This is a genomic window from Streptomyces sp. NPDC059851, from assembly GCF_042732005.1.
In the GTDB taxonomy this organism is placed as follows: domain Bacteria; phylum Actinomycetota; class Actinomycetes; order Streptomycetales; family Streptomycetaceae; genus Streptomyces.
The window spans coordinates 53369-70855 of record NZ_JBHWJJ010000010.1 but is presented as its reverse complement, the minus strand read 5'-3'; the positions used below and the strand labels follow the sequence as shown (position 1 = coordinate 70855).

General features: G+C 70.8%; 12 protein-coding genes and 2 pseudogenes. 2 read left to right on the top strand and 12 right to left on the bottom strand.

Annotated elements, in window-relative coordinates; genetic code table 11:
• Position 1: 1 nt before the first annotated feature.
• The 6 genes from folE to dacB all read right to left on the bottom strand — a co-directional run bounded on the left by folE (position 2) and on the right by dacB (position 7479).
• Positions 2-607, bottom strand: coding sequence for a GTP cyclohydrolase I FolE (gene folE, locus ACFV7Q_RS05320; RefSeq protein WP_385423776.1), 606 nt, complete (start codon positions 605-607; stop codon positions 2-4).
• Between the two features lie 108 nt (positions 608-715).
• A complete protein-coding gene (gene ftsH / locus ACFV7Q_RS05315) occupies positions 716-2737 on the bottom strand; it encodes an ATP-dependent zinc metalloprotease FtsH (protein ID WP_385423774.1) in 2022 nt (673 codons plus the stop codon).
• Positions 2738-2947: 210 nt separating this feature from the next.
• Complete coding sequence (gene hpt, locus ACFV7Q_RS05310; protein ID WP_361909368.1) at positions 2948-3508, bottom strand: hypoxanthine phosphoribosyltransferase; 561 nt, start codon at positions 3506-3508, stop codon at positions 2948-2950.
• Positions 3509-3571: 63 nt separating this feature from the next.
• Positions 3572-4627, bottom strand: a complete 1056-nt coding sequence (gene tilS / locus ACFV7Q_RS05305) for a tRNA lysidine(34) synthetase TilS (RefSeq protein ID WP_385423772.1) — start codon at positions 4625-4627, stop codon at positions 3572-3574.
• Positions 4628-4825: 198 nt separating this feature from the next.
• Positions 4826-5971 (bottom strand): zinc-dependent metalloprotease, encoded by a 1146-nt coding sequence (locus ACFV7Q_RS05300; protein WP_385423770.1) that lies wholly within the window; start codon positions 5969-5971, stop codon positions 4826-4828.
• 62 nt (positions 5972-6033) lie between these two features.
• On the bottom strand, positions 6034-7479 hold the full coding sequence (gene dacB, locus ACFV7Q_RS05295; RefSeq protein ID WP_385423768.1) for a D-alanyl-D-alanine carboxypeptidase/D-alanyl-D-alanine-endopeptidase: 1446 nt from the start codon (positions 7477-7479) through the stop codon (positions 6034-6036).
• A gap of 202 nt (positions 7480-7681) precedes the next feature.
• On the opposite strand from dacB, the gene ACFV7Q_RS05290 reads away from it, so the two are divergent.
• Both ACFV7Q_RS05290 and ACFV7Q_RS05285 read left to right on the top strand, forming a co-directional pair.
• Positions 7682-8173, top strand: coding sequence for an inorganic diphosphatase (locus ACFV7Q_RS05290; protein ID WP_114058390.1), 492 nt, complete (start codon positions 7682-7684; stop codon positions 8171-8173).
• Positions 8174-8362: 189 nt separating this feature from the next.
• Entirely contained in the window at positions 8363-10027 is a 1665-nt protein-coding gene (locus ACFV7Q_RS05285) for a threonine/serine exporter family protein (protein WP_385423766.1), read from the top strand.
• 240 nt (positions 10028-10267) lie between these two features.
• Here the strand turns inward: ACFV7Q_RS05285 and ACFV7Q_RS05280 are convergent.
• The 6 genes and pseudogenes from ACFV7Q_RS05280 to ACFV7Q_RS05255 form a co-directional block, all read right to left on the bottom strand.
• Positions 10268-10850, bottom strand: a pseudogene (locus ACFV7Q_RS05280) (VTT domain-containing protein); the annotation flags it as partial.
• Between the two features lie 173 nt (positions 10851-11023).
• On the bottom strand, positions 11024-11782 hold the full coding sequence (locus ACFV7Q_RS05275) for a MerR family transcriptional regulator (protein ID WP_385423764.1): 759 nt from the start codon (positions 11780-11782) through the stop codon (positions 11024-11026).
• A gap of 86 nt (positions 11783-11868) precedes the next feature.
• On the bottom strand, positions 11869-12423 hold the full coding sequence (locus ACFV7Q_RS05270; protein ID WP_385423762.1) for a DinB family protein: 555 nt from the start codon (positions 12421-12423) through the stop codon (positions 11869-11871).
• A 152-nt stretch (positions 12424-12575) separates the two neighbouring features.
• Positions 12576-14645: pseudogene (gene mrdA, locus ACFV7Q_RS05265) on the bottom strand (penicillin-binding protein 2); the annotation flags it as partial.
• Positions 14646-14722: 77 nt separating this feature from the next.
• Complete coding sequence (locus ACFV7Q_RS05260) at positions 14723-16180, bottom strand: aldehyde dehydrogenase family protein (protein WP_385423760.1); 1458 nt, start codon at positions 16178-16180, stop codon at positions 14723-14725.
• A gap of 87 nt (positions 16181-16267) precedes the next feature.
• Positions 16268-17101: a helix-turn-helix domain-containing protein gene (locus tag ACFV7Q_RS05255; RefSeq protein ID WP_385423861.1), complete on the bottom strand. Its 834-nt coding sequence runs from the start codon at positions 17099-17101 to the stop codon at positions 16268-16270.
• Between the last annotated feature and the right edge of the window lie 386 nt (positions 17102-17487).

The following is a 17487-nucleotide window of genomic DNA, read 5'->3' as shown; positions in this document are numbered from 1 at the left end:
GTCAGCGGGCCATTATCAGGCTCATCGCTTCGTTGCGGGTGGCGATGTCGCGGAGCTGGCCGCGGACCGCCGAGGTGGTGGTCTTCGCGCCCGGCTTGCGGATGCCGCGGACGGACATGCACATGTGCTCGGCCTCGACGACGACGATCGCGCCGCGCGCCTCCAGGATCTCCATCAGGGAGTCCGCGATCTGCGTGGTGAGCCGCTCCTGGACCTGCGGACGGCGGGCGTAGACCTCGACGAGGCGCGCCAGCTTGGACAGCCCGGTGATCTTTCCGCTCTCGGCGGGGATGTACCCGACGTGGGCGACGCCGTGGAAGGGAAGCAGGTGGTGCTCGCACAGGCTTACGATCTCGATGTCCTTCACGAGCACCATCTCGTCGTGCCCGAGGTCGAACGTCGTCGTCAGGACGTCTTCGGGCTTCTGCCACAGGCCCGCGAGGATCTCCCGGTACGCCCGGGCCACGCGTGCCGGGGTCTCCAGGAGCCCCTCGCGGTCCGGGTCCTCGCCGACCGCAATGAGGAGCTCTCGGACGGCGGCCTCGGCCCGCTTCTCGTCGAACACGCCGATCGTGCCCTCGCCGGCCAGGGTCACTGGGTCGGTCATCTGTGCCTCGTTCCTGTCTTCGCTCACACGGGCATACGAAAATGCCGCGCCCCCAGGCTAGAACCTGGGGGACGCGGCATCCATTCCGGGCCGGGCTGCAGCCTTCCGCTACTCGGTGCGGTCCTCCGTGACCGGATCCTTCTCCACCGACACGGCCGCGGTGGCGGCCGCGGCGCCGTTCGCCGCGTTCGTCAGCTGGAGCTCCTTGGGCGAGAGCACCGGCGGGCGGGTCGACGGGGTGCGGTGGGCCGAGCCGGTCCACGCCGGGCGGGCCGGACGCTTGACGACCGTCGAGAAGATCTCGGCGATCTCCTCCTTGCCCAGGGTCTCCTTCTCCAGGAGGGCCAGGACCAGGTTGTCGAGCACGTCGCGGTTCTCGACCAGGATCTCCCACGCCTCGTTGTGCGCGGTCTCGATGAGCTTCTTGACCTCTTCGTCGACCAGCGCCGCGACCTCTTCCGAGTAGTCGCGCTGGTGAGCCATCTCACGGCCGAGAAACGGCTCGGTGTTGTCCCCACCGAACTTGATCGCGCCGAGGCGCTCGGTCATGCCGTACTGGGTGACCATCGCACGGGCCGTGGTGGTGGCCTTCTCGATGTCGTTCGCGGCGCCCGTGGTCGGGTCGTGGAAGACCAGCTCCTCGGCCGCGCGGCCGCCCAGCATGTAGGCCAGCTGGTCGAGCATCTCGTTGCGCGTGGTGGAGTACTTGTCCTCGTCCGGCAGGACCATCGTGTAGCCCAGGGCCCGACCGCGGGACAGGATCGTGATCTTGTGGACCGGGTCGGAGTTCGGGGAGGCCGCCGCGACCAGGGCGTGTCCGCCCTCGTGGTACGCGGTGATCTTCTTCTCCTTGTCCGACATGATCCGGGTCCGCTTCTGCGGGCCCGCCACGACGCGGTCGATCGCCTCGTCCAGCATCTGGTTGTCGATCAGCTTGCGGTCCGAGCGGGCCGTGAGCAGTGCGGCCTCGTTCAGCACGTTGGACAGATCGGCACCGGTGAAGCCGGGGGTGCGGCGGGCGACGGCCGACAGGTCGACGTCCGGGGCGACCGGCTTGCCCTTCTGGTGGACCTTGAGGATCTCCAGGCGGCCCTGCATGTCCGGGCGGTCGACGGCGATCTGCCGGTCGAAGCGGCCCGGGCGCAGCAGCGCCGGGTCGAGGATGTCGGGCCGGTTGGTGGCGGCGATCAGGATCACGCCGCCCTTGACGTCGAAGCCGTCCATCTCGACGAGCAGCTGGTTCAGGGTCTGCTCGCGCTCGTCGTGGCCGCCGCCGAGGCCCGCACCGCGGTGCCGGCCGACGGCGTCGATCTCGTCGACGAAGACGATCGCCGGGGCGTTGGCCTTGGCCTGCTCGAACAGGTCGCGGACGCGGGAGGCACCGACACCGACGAACATCTCGACGAAGTCGGAGCCGGAGATCGAGTAGAACGGCACGCCGGCCTCGCCGGCGACGGCGCGCGCCAGCAGGGTCTTGCCGGTGCCGGGCGGACCGTAGAGCAGGACGCCCTTGGGGATCTTCGCGCCGACGGCCTGGAACTTCGCGGGCTCCTGGAGGAACTCCTTGATCTCGTGGAGCTCCTCGACGGCTTCGTCCGAGCCCGCGACGTCGGCGAACGTCGTCTTCGGGGTGTCCTTGGTGATGAGCTTGGCCTTGGACTTGCCGAAGTTCATCACCCGGGAGCCGCCGCCCTGCATCTGGTTCATCAGGAACAGGAAGACGACGACGATCAGGACGAACGGCAGCAGGGAGAGCAGCACGCTGAGGAACGGGCTGGTCTTGTCCGGGGTGACGGAGTAGCCGTCGGGGATCTGGCCGGCCTCGTACTTGGCCTGGAGGCTCTGGGCGAGCTGTACGCCCTGGTCGCCGATGTAGTTGGCCTGGAACTTGGTGCCGGAGCTGCCCTCGAGCTTCTCGCCCTTCTTCAGGTCGATCTTGATCATCTGGCTGTCACCGGTAGTCAGGCGCGCCTGCTCCACCTGGCCACTGTTGATCGCCTTGATGACCTCGCTGGTGTCCACCGACTTGTAGCCGCCGCCGGAGCTGACGACATTCATCAACACGACCACGGCGAGGACGGCCAGCACGATCCACATGACTGGCCCACGGAAGTATCGCTTCACGTCCATCCATACGGGACGCCAGGCGCCCCGTCCCTCCTGCCCGTAGGTAAATGCTGCTGTGAATAAAGACTGTTCTTCGGAATGTACCCCTGAATTGTCACCCGCGGCCCCGTGGGACGGCTGACAGTCCTGCCTTCCCCTGCTCCAACGCCGGGGAACGTTCCAGGGTTCCCGCGCGGGGACCCCGGCCGGGGCCCCCGCGGGACGGGGTGTGCGTCAGCCGCCGTAGACGTGCGGGGCGAGGGTGCCGACGAACGGCAGGTTGCGGTACTTCTCCGCGTAGTCGAGGCCGTAGCCCACGACGAACTCGTTCGGGATGTCGAAGCCGACCCACTTCACGTCGATCGCGACCTTCGCGGCGTCGGGCTTGCGCAGCAGCGTGACGACCTCCAGGGAGGCCGGCTGGCGGGAGCCCAGGTTCGACAGCAGCCAGGACAGCGTCAGGCCCGAGTCGATGATGTCCTCGACGATCAGGACGTGCTTGTCCTTGATGTCGGTGTCCAGGTCCTTCAGGATCCGCACCACGCCGGAGGACTGGGTCCCGGCGCCGTACGAGGACACCGCCATCCAGTCCATGGTGAGCGGGGTGGACAAGGCGCGCGCCAGGTCCGCCATCACCATCACGGCGCCCTTGAGGACGCCGACGATGAGCAGGTCCTTGCCCGCGTACTCCGCGTCGATCTTCGCGGCCAGCTCGGCCAGCTTCGCGTCGATCTCTTCCTTGGTGATGAGCACCGACGCCAGGTCGTTGCCCATGTCCTTCTCGTCCACCCGCATCACTTTCGTTGTCGGCCGGGACTCCGGGAGGGCCCGGAGGACTCAGCCGTGTTTCGGCACCGATCAGCCCTGCCGGATGACAAGTCTGCCACCCTGCCGCTGGGCCTCCACCCGACCGGGCAGGTTGATGGCGCCCTGGCCCCGCCATCCGGTGATGAGCCGGTCGACTTCCTCGATGTGGCGGGCGAAGAGGGAGCCCGCCGGCGACCCGGCGGCGACCACGGCCCTGCGCAGCACGCGGCGGCGGACGGCCGGGGGCAGGGCGTACAGCTTGGCGCACTCCAGGCGGCCGTCCGCGTCGCGTACGCCCGCCTCGGCCTCGGCGGCCCAGGCGTCCAGGGCGTCCGCGTCGTCACGGGACAGCTGGGCGGTCCGGGCCAGCGCCTCGACGACGCCCTTGCCCAGCGCCTTTTCGAGGGCGGGCAGTCCCTCGTGGCGGAGCCGGGAGCGGGTGTAGGCGGGGTCGATGTTGTGCGGGTCGTCCCAGACGGCGAGCGACTGGACCATGCAGGCCTTGCGGGCGGTCTGCCGGTCCACCTGGAGGAAGGGGCGACGGTAGCGGTGGGTGCGTCCGGAGCCGCCGGGGCCTCCCGAGACCTCGGGCATCCCGGACAGGGAGCGGATGCCGGAGCCCCGGGCGAGGCCGAGCAGGACGGTTTCGGCTTGATCGTCCCGGGTGTGGCCGAGCAGCACGGCCACGGCGCCGAGCCGGTCGGCGGCCTCGTCCAGGGCGGCGTAGCGGGCGTCGCGGGCGGCCGCCTCGGGGCCGCCCTCGCGGCCGACGCGCACGGCGACCGACTCGACCGGGTCGAGGCGCAGCGCGACCATGCGGGCGACGACCTCGGCCGCACGCAGGTCGGAGCCCGGCTGGAGGCCGTGGTCGACGGTGATGCCGCCGGCCCGGATCCCGAGCTTGGGCGCCTCGAAGGCGAGCGCGGAGGCGAGTGCCATGGAGTCGGCGCCGCCGGAGCAGGCGACGAGCACGAGCGGCCGGCCGTCCGCCGCGGCGGGGCCGGCGGCAGGTGGGACGGCGGGACGTCCGGTGAGGTCGGTCAGGACGTCGTGGAGCACGCGGCGGACCGCCAGGCGTATCGCCGCGACCGCAGGATGGGGACCCATGTCCGGTTCCCTTCGGGAAGAGGTTCGGATGCCTCGGGGGCCGGCAGCAGCCCCCGCGAGACGGCGGTTGTCACTCAGAGTGCGTCGATGGTGACAGAGCCGAGCCGTTCCCTGAGCATCGCACGCCCTTCCACGCCCCACGGTCCCTCGGACGGGTGACGCTTCTTCCCCCAGTGAGACATGTTTACGCCCCCCGCGTCACTCTCCTTTGCTCGGTTCGCTCCCCTTGCGGTGCACGCGCGCCACCCAGTCCGCGGGCCTGGCGATCTCGGCCTTGGTGGGCAGGGTGTTCGGGGAGGTCCACACCCGGTTGAAGCCGTCCATGCCGACCTGCTCGACGACGGCGCGCACGAACCGCTCGCCGTCGCGGTACTGGCGCAGCTTGGCGTCGAGGCCGAGCAGCTTGCGCAGGGCGGCGTCGAGGCGTCCCGCGCCGCTGGCGCGGCGCTGCTGGAACTTCTCCCGGATCTCGGCGACCGAGGGGACGACTTCGGGGCCGACGCCGTCCATCACGAAGTCGGCGTGGCCTTCGAGCAGGGACATGACGGCGGTGAGACGGCCGAGCACCTCGCGCTGCTCGGGGGTCTGGACGAGCTCGACCAGGGAGCGGCCCTCGTCGCCGCGCTCCGCCTCGGGGCGGGCGCCGGCGAAGGACTGGGCGGCCTCGCGCAGGCGTTCCAGGATGGCCGCCGGGTCCATCTCGGTGGCGCCGAGGAAGGTCTGGATCTCGCCTTCCAGGTGGTCGCGGAGCCACGGGACGGCGGTGAACTGCGTGCGGTGCGTCTCCTCGTGGAGGCAGACCCACAGCCGGAAGTCGTGCGGGTGGACGTCCAGCTCGCGTTCGACGTGGACGATGTTGGGGGCGACGAGCAGCAGCCGGCCGCCGCCGGCGGGGAAGCCCGGCAGGTCCCGCCCGACGGGGGCGAAGGTCTCGTACTGGCCGAGCACGCGGGAGGCCAGGAAGCTCAGCAGCATGCCCAGCTCGACGCCGGTGACCTTGCCGCCGACCGCGCCGAGGACGGCGCCGCCGGGCGTGCCGGCCCGGCGGTCCTGCATCTTGCCGAGCAGGGGGGCGAGGAGCTCGCGGAACCCGGCCACGTTGGCCCGGACCCAGCCGGGCCGGTCGACGACGAGGACGGGGGTGTCGGGGACGTCGGCACCGTCCGGGACCATCCGGGTGAACGTGCGGACGTGGCGCTCGGAGGTCCTGGCATGCCTGCGCAGTTCCGCCACCACGGCCCGGGCTTCGTCGCGGCTGACCTCCGGACCCGGCCGGACCAGCCGGACCGCGGTCGCGACCGCGAGGTTCCAGTCGACCATCTCGGCACCACCGATGCTCGTCATGCGTCAACGGTACGTGGACCGGCCCCTTTGCGGATCCCCCGCGGATCCACCGGGTGGACCGGCTACCGCTGCGCTGCGCCGGCCACGGCGGCGGCGAGCTTGTCCAGGCCCTTCTCCGCGGCCGGCCCGTCGGGGGCCTCCGCGGTCAGGAAGGCGAAGGCGAGCAGGCGCCCGGACGGGTCGACGACGGTCCCGGACAGGGAGTTCACCTTGCTCAGGGTGCCCGTCTTGGCCCGTACGAGGCCGGCGGCCGGGGAGGTGCCGGCGTTGCGGGTGCGCAGGGTCCCCGTGAATCCGGCGACGGGGAGCCCGGTGAGCGCCGGCCGCAGCTCCGGGTGCTGCGGGTCGGTGGCGCGGACCAGGAGGGCGGTCAACAGGTCGGCGGTGACCTTGTCGGCGCGGTTGAGCCCGCTGCCGTCGGCGAAGCGGGAGCCGGCCGTGTCCAGGCCCAGGGAGGCGAGCCGGGCGGTGACGGCCTTCTCGGCGCCCTCGAAGCTCGCGGGCTGCCCGGAGGCGAGGGCGGTCTGCCGTGCGAGGGCTTCGGCGATGTCGTTGTCGCTGTTGGTCAGCATCCGCTCGACCAGGCCGGCGACCGGGGTGGACAGGGTGGTGGCGAGGGGTTGTGCGCCGGCGGCGGCCTTGGCCTTCGCGGGCTCGCCCGTGACGGTGATGCCGCGTTCCTTGAGGAGGGCGGCGAAGGCGCGGGCGGCTTCCCGGGCGGGGTCCTCGACCCGATCGACGGGCCCGGAGGTCGAGTCGTCGGGGCGGCCCTCGTCGGCGGCCAGGGAGGTCACCAGGGCGATGTTCGGGTTGATGCCGATCGGGTGGCGGGCGGGGCCGGTGTAGAGGGTGTCGTCGTAGCCGAGCGCCACGGAGTCGGTGCCGGCGGCCTTGAGGGCCTGGGCGGTGTCGGCGGCGAGCGCGACGAGGCTGCCGCCGGATCCGGCGGGGCTCTTCTTCCGGGCGGTGAGCGAGGGGTCGCCGCCGCCGACCAGGACGATCTGCCCGGGCCCGGCGCCGGGGGCGACGGTGGTGCGGATGCGGTGCTCGGGGCCGAGGGCGGCCAGCGCCGCCGCCGCGGTGGCGATCTTGACGGTCGAGGCCGGGGTCATCGGCTCGCGGGCCCCGGACTCGAAGAGCACCCGGCCGGTGCCGACGTCGACGACGGAGGCGGTGCGGACGCTGCCCAGCGCCGGGTCGGCCAGCAGGGGCCGCAGTGCCCCGGCGAGGCCGGCGTCCCCCGCCGCGGCGGCCGCGGCGCCGTTCCCGGCCTGCGGTGTGCCGCCGGGGGCGATCCCGGCGAGCACACCGGGGGCGCTGGGCGCGGCTTCCACCGGGGGTGCGGCGTGATCTGCGCCACCCGTCACGCTCCAGGAGGCGGCCCTGTCCCGCTCGGCCTTACGCTGGCCGGAGTCCCAAGGACCGGCGGCGGCCACCGCTGCCACCGACAGGGCCAGACCGGCGACGGTCGACCCCGCGATGAGCTGCCACGTCTTGACCAATGGCACCTCGGACCAGCCCCTTTCGCGATCACTGATATGCGTGAGGGACACTTAACCACTGCGTCTTGCCGCGAGCATGGCACCCCACCCGGCTGGGGGCCCTCCCGCAGCCTCCGGCCGGGGGTACCCCCACCCAGCGGTGGCTGGGGGAGGCTGGGTCGGACGCGCTATCACTCGAGCAATGAAGCTGATCATGGAGGAGCAGGACGTGGAGTTCGACGTCACCATCGAGATCCCGAAGGGTTCGCGGAACAAGTACGAGGTGGACCACGAGACCGGCCGGATCCGTCTGGACCGTCGCCTGTTCACTTCCACCAGCTACCCGACGGACTACGGCTTCGTCGAGAACACCCTCGGCGAGGACGGCGACCCGCTGGACGCGCTGGTCATCCTGGACGAGCCGACCTTCCCGGGCTGCCTGATCAAGTGCCGCGCCATCGGCATGTTCCGCATGACGGACGAGGCGGGCGGCGACGACAAGCTGCTGTGCGTGCCGGCCTCCGACCCGCGCGTGGAGCACCTGCGCGACATCCACCACATCTCCGAGTTCGACCGCCTGGAGATCCAGCACTTCTTCGAGGTCTACAAGGACCTGGAGCCGGGCAAGTCGGTGGAGGGCGCCAACTGGGTCGGCCGCGCCGAGGCCGAGGCCGAGATCGAGCGCTCCTTCAAGCGTCTGCAGGAGCAGGGCGGCCACTGAGCCCGGCCCTGGGCCTGTGACGGCCGCCGGGCCCCGGTGAGGGCTCCGGCGGCGCCGTGACACCGCGGGCGGCATCCCCGGGAGGGGGTGCCGCCCGCTGCCGTTCTCCGGGGCGCCGTCCGCCGGTTTCGCCGTGGATGAAACCGTTCCGCATACTGATACCCGGGCTGGCCGGGGACGGGAGGACGCGTGGCGGAGGCCGAGGGACCCGAGGGCGCGGAGGACCGGAAGCCGGCCTCCGACGAGGCGCACAGCGCCTTCTCGCCGCCGCCCGGGACGGAGCCGGAGTTCGCCGGGGACGAGCAGCCGACCTCGGAGTTCACCGTGCCGGAGGGGCTGCCCCTGCCGCAGGAGGAGCCCGCCGGGGCCGAGGGGTCCGCGTTCGCGCCCCCGTCCACCTACAGCGCGCAGCACTCCCCGCCGGCGTACGTCTCCGGCTCCGGCTTCCCCGTGTCCTGGATGACGGAGTCCCCCTGGCAGGACCGGATGCGCACCATGCTGCGCATGCCGGTCGACGTGCGGCCCGTCCCCGAACCGGTGCAGAAGCCGGCCGAGACGGGGCCCGCCGTGGGCCGGGTGCTCGACCTGACCCTGCGCATCGGGGAGCTGATGCTGGCGGGCGGCGAGGGCGCCGAGGACGTGGAGGCCGCGATGTTCGCGGTGGCCCGCAGCTACGGGCTGGACCGCTGCGAGCCGACGGTCACCTTCACCATGCTGTCGATCACCCACCACCCCTCGCTCGTGGGCGACCCGGTGTCGGCGAACCGGACCGTGCGCCGCCGCGGCACCGACTACACCCGGCTGGCGGCCGTCTACCGACTGGTCGCCGACATCAGCACGCCCGAGGTCGACGTCTCGCTGGAGGAGGCCTACCGGCGGCTCGCAGAGATCCGCCGCAACCGGCACCCCTACCCGACCTGGGTCCTCACGGCCGCCGCCGGGCTCCTCGCCGGCGCCGCCTCCATCCTGGTCGGCGGCGGCGTGCTCGTCTTCTTCGCAGCTGCGATCGGGGCCATGCTCGGCGACCGGCTGGCCTGGCTGTGCGCCGGGCGCGGACTGCCGGAGTTCTACCAGTTCGTGGTCGCGGCGATGCCGCCCGCCGCCTTCGGGGTGGCGCTCAAGCTCCTGGCGATCGAGGACATCCAGGCCTCGGCCGTGATCACCGGCGGGCTGTTCGCCCTGCTGCCCGGACGAGCTCTGGTCGCGGCCGTGCAGGACGGTCTGACCGGCTTCTACATCACCGCCTCGGCCCGGCTGCTGGAGGTCATGTACCTCTTCATCGGCATCATCATGGGCGTGCTGGTCGTGCTGTACCTGGGGCTCCAGCTGGGCGCCGCGCCGCGGCCGGAGGAGGTCCTCCAGATCACGCAGCGGCCGCTGGTCCAGATCGCGGCTTCGATGGTGCTGGTGTTCACGTTCGCGATCCTGCTCCAGCAGGAACGTTCCACCGTGTGGATCGTGACGCTGAACGGCGGCGTCGCCTGGGCCACCTTCGGGGCCCTGCACTACGCCGGCGGAATCCCGCCCGTGCCCTCCACGGCCATCGCCGCCGGGCTCGTCGGCCTCTTCGGCCAGCTCTGCTCCCGCTACCGCTCCGCCTCCGCCCTGCCGTACGTGACCGCCGCCATCGGCCCCCTGCTGCCCGGCTCCGCGACGTACTACGGGTTGCTGCTCATCGCCGAGAACCAGCTCAACAAGGGGCTCGGCTCGCTCACCAACGCCGCGGCCATCGCGCTGGCCATCGCGATCGGGGTCAACCTCGGGGCGGAGACCTCACGCCTGTTCATGCGGATCCCGCAGGCCGCGAGCGCGGCCCGGCGCCGCGCCGCGGCCAAGCGGACCCGCGGCTTCTGACACCGGTCCGGCCGGCTGACGGCGTACGGCGACGAGGTCGTACGGCGCCGTCCACGGGCCCCGGGGACACGACTGCGCCCCGGTGGACCACCTGGGTCCTCCGGGGCGCAGGAGGCTCGTCCGCGGGGCCGCGGGAGGGCTGCTACCGCTTGGCGTGGCGACGGCGCTCGCCGGCGGTGGGCACCCCGGCGGGGCCGTCGGCCGCCTTGGCCTCCCTGCGGGCCTTGAGCACCTCGAAGACCACCGGAATGACGGAGATCAGCACGATCGCGACGAGGATCGCCTCGATGTTGGTCTTGATGAAGTCGATCTGGCCGAGCCAGAAGCCGGCGACCGTGATGCCGGTGCCCCAGGCGACGCCGCCGATGATGTTGTACGTCAGGAAGGTGCGGTACTGCATCGCGCCGGCGCCCGCGACCATCGGGGCGAAGGTGCGGATGATCGGCACGAAGCGGGCGAGCACGATGGCCTTCGGGCCGTGCTTCGCCATGAACTCGTGCGCCTTGTCCAGGTTCTCCCGCTTGAAGAGCTTGGAGTTCGGCCGGTTGAAGAGCTTCGGACCGAAGTACTTGCCGATCATGTAGCCGACCTGGTCACCGAGGATCGCGGCAGCCGTGATCAGGGTGCACACCAGCCACAGCGGCTGCTTGATGTACTCGCCGTTGGCGACGAGCAGGCCCGCCGTGAAGAGCAGGGAGTCGCCGGGCAGGAAGGCGAACAGGCCCGATTCGGCGAAGACGATGACCAGGATGCCGATCAGCCCGAAGTGGGAAATCAAGTAGTCCGGGGACAGCCACTCAGGGGCGAGCGCAAGCGTGTACACGGGTGCGGGTATCTCCAGGATCGGGTGGGTCCGCGCGGGCGGGGTGCGGCGGACTGGGGGGAGTGTCTCAATTTTCAACGGATACGGCCACCTCCGGGTTCCAGGTACCCGGAGGCGGCCGTACGTCCGCCGTGCCCCTGCCGCGCCGCAACTAGGCCGCGACTACGCCACCGTCATGCCCTCCGGGCCGCGTTGGCGAGGATGGCGTCCCGCACGAACACGGCCAGCCCGGGCCGTACGGAGTCGTAGAAGGTGGTGAACCGCTCGTCGGAGACGTACATCTCGCCGAGGCAGGAGTGCATCTCGTACGGGCAGGTGTAGTGGTTCCGCTCGATCCAGGCGCGGTGCTCCTCGGCCAGGTCCATGGCCTCCTCGGAGTCGGCGGTCGCCCCCGAGTCCAGCAGCGCGGCCAGGCGCCGGTTCAGGTCGTCCCCCTCGGCCTGGATCCGCTTCCAGTCGTCCTTGGTGTAGGAAGCCGCCCGGCGGACGGACTCCTTGTACGCGTCGGTGTGGCCCCAGCGCTGCTCGGCCTCCTCGGCGTACTGGTCGGGGTCGTGGTCCCCGAAGACCTCGAACTTCTCCTCGGGCGTCAGGTTGATGCCCATCTTCTTCGCCTCCATGGCTTGTTCCACGGCCTTGGCCATCTGCTGGAGCCGGGCGATCCGCTCGGACAGGAGGGCGTGCTGCCGGCGCAGGTGCTCCCTCGGGTCCGAGTCCGGGTCGTCCAGTAGGACCGCGACCTCGTCGAGGGGGAAGCCGAGCTCCCGGTAGAACAGGATCTGCTGCAGCCGGTCCATGTCGGCGTCGTCGTACCGCCGGTGGCCCGCGTGGCTGCGGCTGCTCGGGGAGAGCAGGCCGATCTCGTCGTAGTGGTGCAGCGTGCGCACCGTGACTCCGGCGAATCCGGCGACCTGGCCCACGGAGTAGCTCATGCTTCCGCCCTTCTCTCGTACGCCCTCCACGCTCCTGCCTCACGTCGCGTGAGGTGCAAGCCCCTCGTGCCGGGCCGTGGTGGAGGCTACGCCGGCGGCCAGGTCCCGCCGTGCGCCAGGGCCACCAGCTCGAAGGCGGTCTTCCCGTCCAGGGATTCCCGGATGATGTCGGCGTGCCCCGCGTGCCGGGCGTGCTCCTCGACCAGGTGGAGCAGCAGCCACCGCATCGACACGTCGGTGTCCTTGGGGAGCCACGGCAGCTCGGGCAGCGGGAAGGTGTGGTCCAGGCCGGGCACCTCGCGCAGGAACTCCTCCAGTTCGGCCGAGACGCCGTCCCAGAAGGCGAGGATCTGGGCCACGGTCTCCTCGCCGACGAGCCGGAAGCTGTCGCCCCAGGTCTCCTCGGTGCGCTGCCGCTCGTTGGGCTGCTGCTGCGCCCAGCGCAGCCAGGTCAGCTCCACCTCGGCGGCGTGCTTGAGCAGTCCCGACAGGGTCAACCCGCTCGCGCTCGGGCGGCTCGCCGCCTGCTCCTCGGTCAGGCCGAACACCGCGCGGCGCAGCGCGGCGCGCTGGGAGTCGAGGTAGGACAGGAGCGCACCGAGCTCGTCGCCGTGGGCTTCTGCGGGCACGATGGTGGGCATGGGGGACCTCCGTTTTTTCCGGGTGTTTTCCGGGTGTCGTGCGTCCTGCCGACAAGGAGCACGCTACGGAGGAACGAGGTCAGTTCCTGTCCTAGATCAACGGGCCGAGCAGGACGGAAGCCGGGCGGAGCCTGACGGGATCAGGAAGCGCCGCCGTCCGGGCGGATCGCCGGGAGCTCGGTCATCGGCTTGGGCAGGAGGGCCTTGGACAGGTCCTGGTTGCCCTTCTCGTCGAGCCCGTACATCGCCTCGTAGATCTTGCGGACGGCCGGCCCGGAGGCGCCGGAGCCGGTGCCGCCCTGGGAGATCGTCATCACGATCGCGTAGTCCTCGGTGTACGAGGCGAACCAGGAGGTGGTCTGCTTGCCCTGGACCTCGGCGGTACCGGTCTTGGCGTGCATGGGGATCTGCTTCTGCGGCCAGCCGCCGAACCGCCAGGCCGCGCTGCCGGAGGTGACCACCGAGGCGAGGGCCTTGTCGATGTCGTCGCGCAGTTCGGCGTCCATCGGCAGGCGGGCCTGCTGCTTCGGGGCGATCTCCTTGACGGAGGTGCCGTCGGCGCTGACGACCGCCTTGCCGATGGTGGGCTGGTGCAGGGTGCCGCCGTTGGCGATGGCCGCGTAGATCGAGGCCATCTGGATCGGGGTGACGAGGGTGTCGCCCTGGCCGATGGAGTAGTTGATGGCGTCGCCCTCGCGCAGCTGGTTGCCCTGGCGGCAGTTCTCGTACGCGATCTTCTCGGCGAAGCTGCCGTCCTTCTTGCCGTCCCGGCACCAGGCGGCCTTGTTGGCCTCGAAGAAGTCCTTCTTCCACTGGCGGTCTGGGACCCGGCCGGCGACCTCGTTGGGCAGGTCGACGCCGGTCGGCTTGCCGAGGCCGAACTCGTGGGCCGTCTTCAGGAACCAGTCCTTGGGCTCCTTCTTCGGGTTGATCCCGCCGTCCTTCTTCCACTCCTTGTCGGCGAGGGCGTAGTAGACCGTGTCGCAGGAGACCTCCAGGGCACGCCCGAGGTTGATGTCGCCGTAGCCCTGGGACTCGAAGTTGGTGAAGGTCTGGCCGCCCACGGAGTAGGAGCTGGGGCAGGGATAGCGACCGTCGAAGGGGTAGCCCGCGTTGACCGCGGCGGTCGAGGTGACCACCTTGAAGATCGAGCCGGGGGCGGCCTGGCCCTGGATCGCCCGGTTGAGCAGCGGGTAGTTGGAGTCCTTGGCGGTGAGGGAGGCGTAGTCCTTGGCGGAGATGCCGCCGACCCACAGGCCCGGGTCGTACGTCGGGTTGGAGGCCATCGCGACGATCCGGCCGGTCTTGGACTCCATGACGACGACGGCGCCCGAGTCGGCCTCGTAGTTCCGGTGCGTGTTCTTGTCGTAGCCCTTGCGGGCCTCGGCCATCGCGTAGGCCAGCTCGCGCTCGGCGACGGCCTGTACGCGGGAGTCGATCGAGGTGACGATGTTCGAGCCGGACACGGGCTTGTCGGCCTGGGCCAGCCCGATGACCCGACCGAGGTTGTCGACCTCGTAGCGGGTGACGCCCGCCTTGCCGCGCAGCTCCTTGTCGTACGTGCGCTCCAGGCCGGAGCGGCCCACCTGGTCGGAGCGCAGGTACGGGGAGTCGGTCTTCTTCGCCTTGGCGATCTCCGCGTCGGTGACGGGCGAGAGGTAGCCCAGGACCTGGGAGGTGTTGGCCTGGTCGGGTGCCGGGTAGCGGCGCAGGGCGGTCGGCTCGGCGGTGATGCCGGGGAACCGCTCGGCGTGCTCCCGTATTTCCAGGACCTGGTCGGTGGTCGCCTCGGCGGTGATGGGGATCGGCTGGTACGGCGAACCGTTCCAGCAGGGTTTGGGGGTCTTGGCGTCGCACAGCCGGACGCTGTTGACGACGTTCTCCGGCGGCAGGCCCAGGACACCCGCGAGGCGGGTGAGGACGTCCTTGCCCTTGTCCTTCATCTTGCTCAGCTCGGTGCGGCTGGCGGAGACCACCATGCGGGTCTCGTTGTCGGCGAGGGGGACCCCGCGGGCGTCGAGGATCGAGCCGCGGACGGCGGGCTGGACGACCTGCTGGACGTGGTTGTTCTTCGCCTCGTCCGTGTACTCCTGGCCGTTGCGGATCTGGAGGTACCACAGGCGGCCGCCGAGGGTGAGCAGCAGCGAGAAGACGACCACCTGGATGACCACCAGGCGGTTCTGGACCCGGGGAGTCCGCCCCGTCTCCGGAATGTTGCTCAACTCGAAACTCCCCCGAAGCGCTGCCCGCCGCCGACCCGGCCGAGTGCCGGTCCAGCCGAGTCTAGAGCGGGTCGGGCTCAGAGCGGGAAGGTGCTCCTGCCGTGCTGGACGGAGATCCACTTCTGGGTGGTGAAGGCCTCGACGGTGGCCTCGCCGTTCAGCCGGCCGAGGCCGGAGGCCTTCTCCCCGCCGAACGCGGCCAGCGGCTCGTCGCCGATGGTGGAGTCGTTGACGTGCATCATCCCGGTCTCGATGCGCTGGGCGAAGCGGACCCCGCGCTCCACGTCCCGGGTGTGCACGGCGCCGGACAGGCCGTAGGGGGTCGCGTTGGCCAGGGCCACGGCCTCGTCCTCGCCGTCGAAGACCATCAGCAGGGCGACGGGGCCGAAGATCTCCTGGCCCAGCAGCGGGGAGTCCTCGGGGATCCCGGTCAGCACGGTGGGTTCGACCAGGTTGCCGCGCGTAGCGCCGCGCACGAGGGCCCGGGCGCCCGATTCCACGGCGCGGTCCACGAGGGCGGTGAGGGCCTCCGCCTGGAAGGAGTTGATCAAGGGGCCGACGTGGGTGTCGGCGTCGCGCGGGTCGCCGGTCTTCAGGGACCGCACCCGGGCGGTGAACTTCTCCGTGAACTCCTCGGCGACGGAGGCGTCGACCAGGATCCGGTTGGCGGCCATGCAGACCTGGCCCTGGTAGACGAAGCGGCTGAAGACGGCCGCGTCGACGGCGTAGTCGATGTCGGCGTCGTCGAGGACGACCAGGGCGCTGTTGCCGCTGAGCTCCAGGACGGTCCGCTTGAAGTGGCGGGCGGCGACCGCGCCGACGTGCCGGCCGACGCGGTCGGAACCGGCGAAGGAGATCACCTTGGGAACGGGGTGGGTCAGGAGCGCGTCGCCGATCTCGGCGATGTCGGTGACGAGCACGCTGAGGAGCCCGGGCGGCAGGCCCGCGTCCTCGAAGAGCTTGGCGATGACCCCGCCGCCGACCACGGGTGCGTTCTGGTTCGGCTTGACCACGACGGCGTTGCCGAGGGCCAGGGCCGGGGCGACCGACTTGAGGGTGACCAGGAAGGGGAAGTTGAACGGGCTGATCACGGTGACGACCCCGACGGGGAGCCGCTGGACGCGGCTCTCCTTGCCCTCGACCGGCGAGATCAGGATCCGGCCCTCGGGGCGCACGGCCAGTTGCATCGCCTCGCGGACGAACTCCTTGGCGAGGTAGATCTCGTACTCGGCCTTGGAGCGGGTGCCGCCGAGCTCGTCGATCATCGCCTCGACGAGTTCCTTCTCGCGCTCCTCGGTGAGCCGCAGGACGCGCTCCAGGACGGCGCGTCTGGCGTAGGGGCTGGTGGCGGCCCAGTCCCTCTGCGCGCGCTCGGCGGCGCGGTAGGCCTGGTCCACCTGCTCGACGGTGGCCACGGTGATGGCCGCGAGCTTCTCCCCGTTGTACGGGTTGACGTCGATGATGTCCCACGAACCGGTGCCGGCCTGCCATGTGCCGTCGATGTACTGGTGAGCCAGGTCGTCGAATATGGACATGCCATCCCTTACTGCGAGGGCGCACCCGTGCGCGGCACCGCCAGACCGATCGGTCATGCACTGATCAGACGTCATACTACGTGCGGATCAGGACAGTTGGAGTAGGCCGCGCAAGAGATCCCGGGTCTGGTCGGGGTCGGGGCAGTCCGCCTGGAGCCGGGTCATCGCCCGCTCGTACTGCGCGACCTCCTCCTCCTTGTCGAGGTAGAGGGCGCTGGTGAGCTGCTCCAGGTAGACGATGTCCTGGAGGTCGGACTCGGGGAAGCGCAGCAGGGTGAAGGCCCCGCTCTCACCGGAGTGGCCGCCGAAGGAGAACGGCATCACCTGCAGCTGCACGTTGGGCCGCTGGGAGACCTCGATGAGGTGCTCCAGCTGGCCGCGCATGACGTCGCGACCCCCGTACGGGCGGCGCAGGGCGGCCTCGTCGAGGACGGCGTGGAAGACCGGGGCGCTCTCGGAGACGAGCGCCTTCTGACGCTCCAGGCGCAGGGCGACGCGGCGGTCTATCTCGGCCCGCGAGGCGCCGGGCATGCCGCGGCTGACGACGGCCTGGGCGTACGCCTCGGTCTGCAACAGGCCGTGGACGAACTGGACTTCGTAGATCCGAATGAGCGAGGCCGCGCCCTCCAGGCCGATGTAGGTCTGGAACCAACTGGGCAGCACGTCGCCGTAACTGTGCCACCACCCCGCCGCGTTGGCCTCCCGGACGAGGCCGAGGAGCGACTCGCGCTCCGCGCCGTCCGTGACCCCGTAGAGCGTGAGGAGGTCTTCGACGTCTCGTGCCTTGAAACTCACCCTTCCCAACTCCAAGCGGCTGATCTTCGATTCGGATGCGCGGATCGAGTAGCCGGCCGCCTCTCGGGTGATGCCCCGGGATTCTCGGAGTCGCCTGAGCTGTGAGCCCAGGAGGATGCGGCGCACCACGGAACCGCCTGCTTCTGCGGTCACTGTCCTGCCCTCCCCATCGCCATGGATACGCGTGGTCTGCGCGTGTGCTGCGTCGCTGGGCCCCCGAACCCCAGGCCACGCAGTCTGCCACCAAAACGCATCGACCCGTACTCGTTCTGTAACGGAATCCGTGCCGCCGTAAAAGAAGTCCGTAAGTGTGCGTAGGAAGAAATGAGCAAGAACCGTCACGGGAGGGGACGGGTCGGGCGCGTGCACGTGCATCTGCCCTTGCATCCAGCTTCTGCATTGGGAACGATGGTGCCGCGCACCTGCGTGCTCTTCGCGCCGGCGCCGGACCCACCCCGCAGTTCTTTCTGGACGCAAGCCGCCGCCACGTCCGCGAATCCCGGGAGTGCCTC

Coding starts and splice junctions, on each gene's coding strand:
- folE (WP_385423776.1), bottom strand. CDS start 607: ATGACCGACCCAGTGACCCTGGCCGGCGAGGGCACGATCGGCGTGTTC.
- ftsH (WP_385423774.1), bottom strand. CDS start 2,737: ATGGACGTGAAGCGATACTTCCGTGGGCCAGTCATGTGGATCGTGCTG.
- hpt (WP_361909368.1), bottom strand. CDS start 3,508: ATGCGGGTGGACGAGAAGGACATGGGCAACGACCTGGCGTCGGTGCTC.
- tilS (WP_385423772.1), bottom strand. CDS start 4,627: ATGGGTCCCCATCCTGCGGTCGCGGCGATACGCCTGGCGGTCCGCCGC.
- ACFV7Q_RS05300 (WP_385423770.1), bottom strand. CDS start 5,971: ATGACGAGCATCGGTGGTGCCGAGATGGTCGACTGGAACCTCGCGGTC.
- ACFV7Q_RS05275 (WP_385423764.1), bottom strand. CDS start 11,782: ATGAGCTACTCCGTGGGCCAGGTCGCCGGATTCGCCGGAGTCACGGTG.
- ACFV7Q_RS05270 (WP_385423762.1), bottom strand. CDS start 12,423: ATGCCCACCATCGTGCCCGCAGAAGCCCACGGCGACGAGCTCGGTGCG.
- ACFV7Q_RS05260 (WP_385423760.1), bottom strand. CDS start 16,180: ATGTCCATATTCGACGACCTGGCTCACCAGTACATCGACGGCACATGG.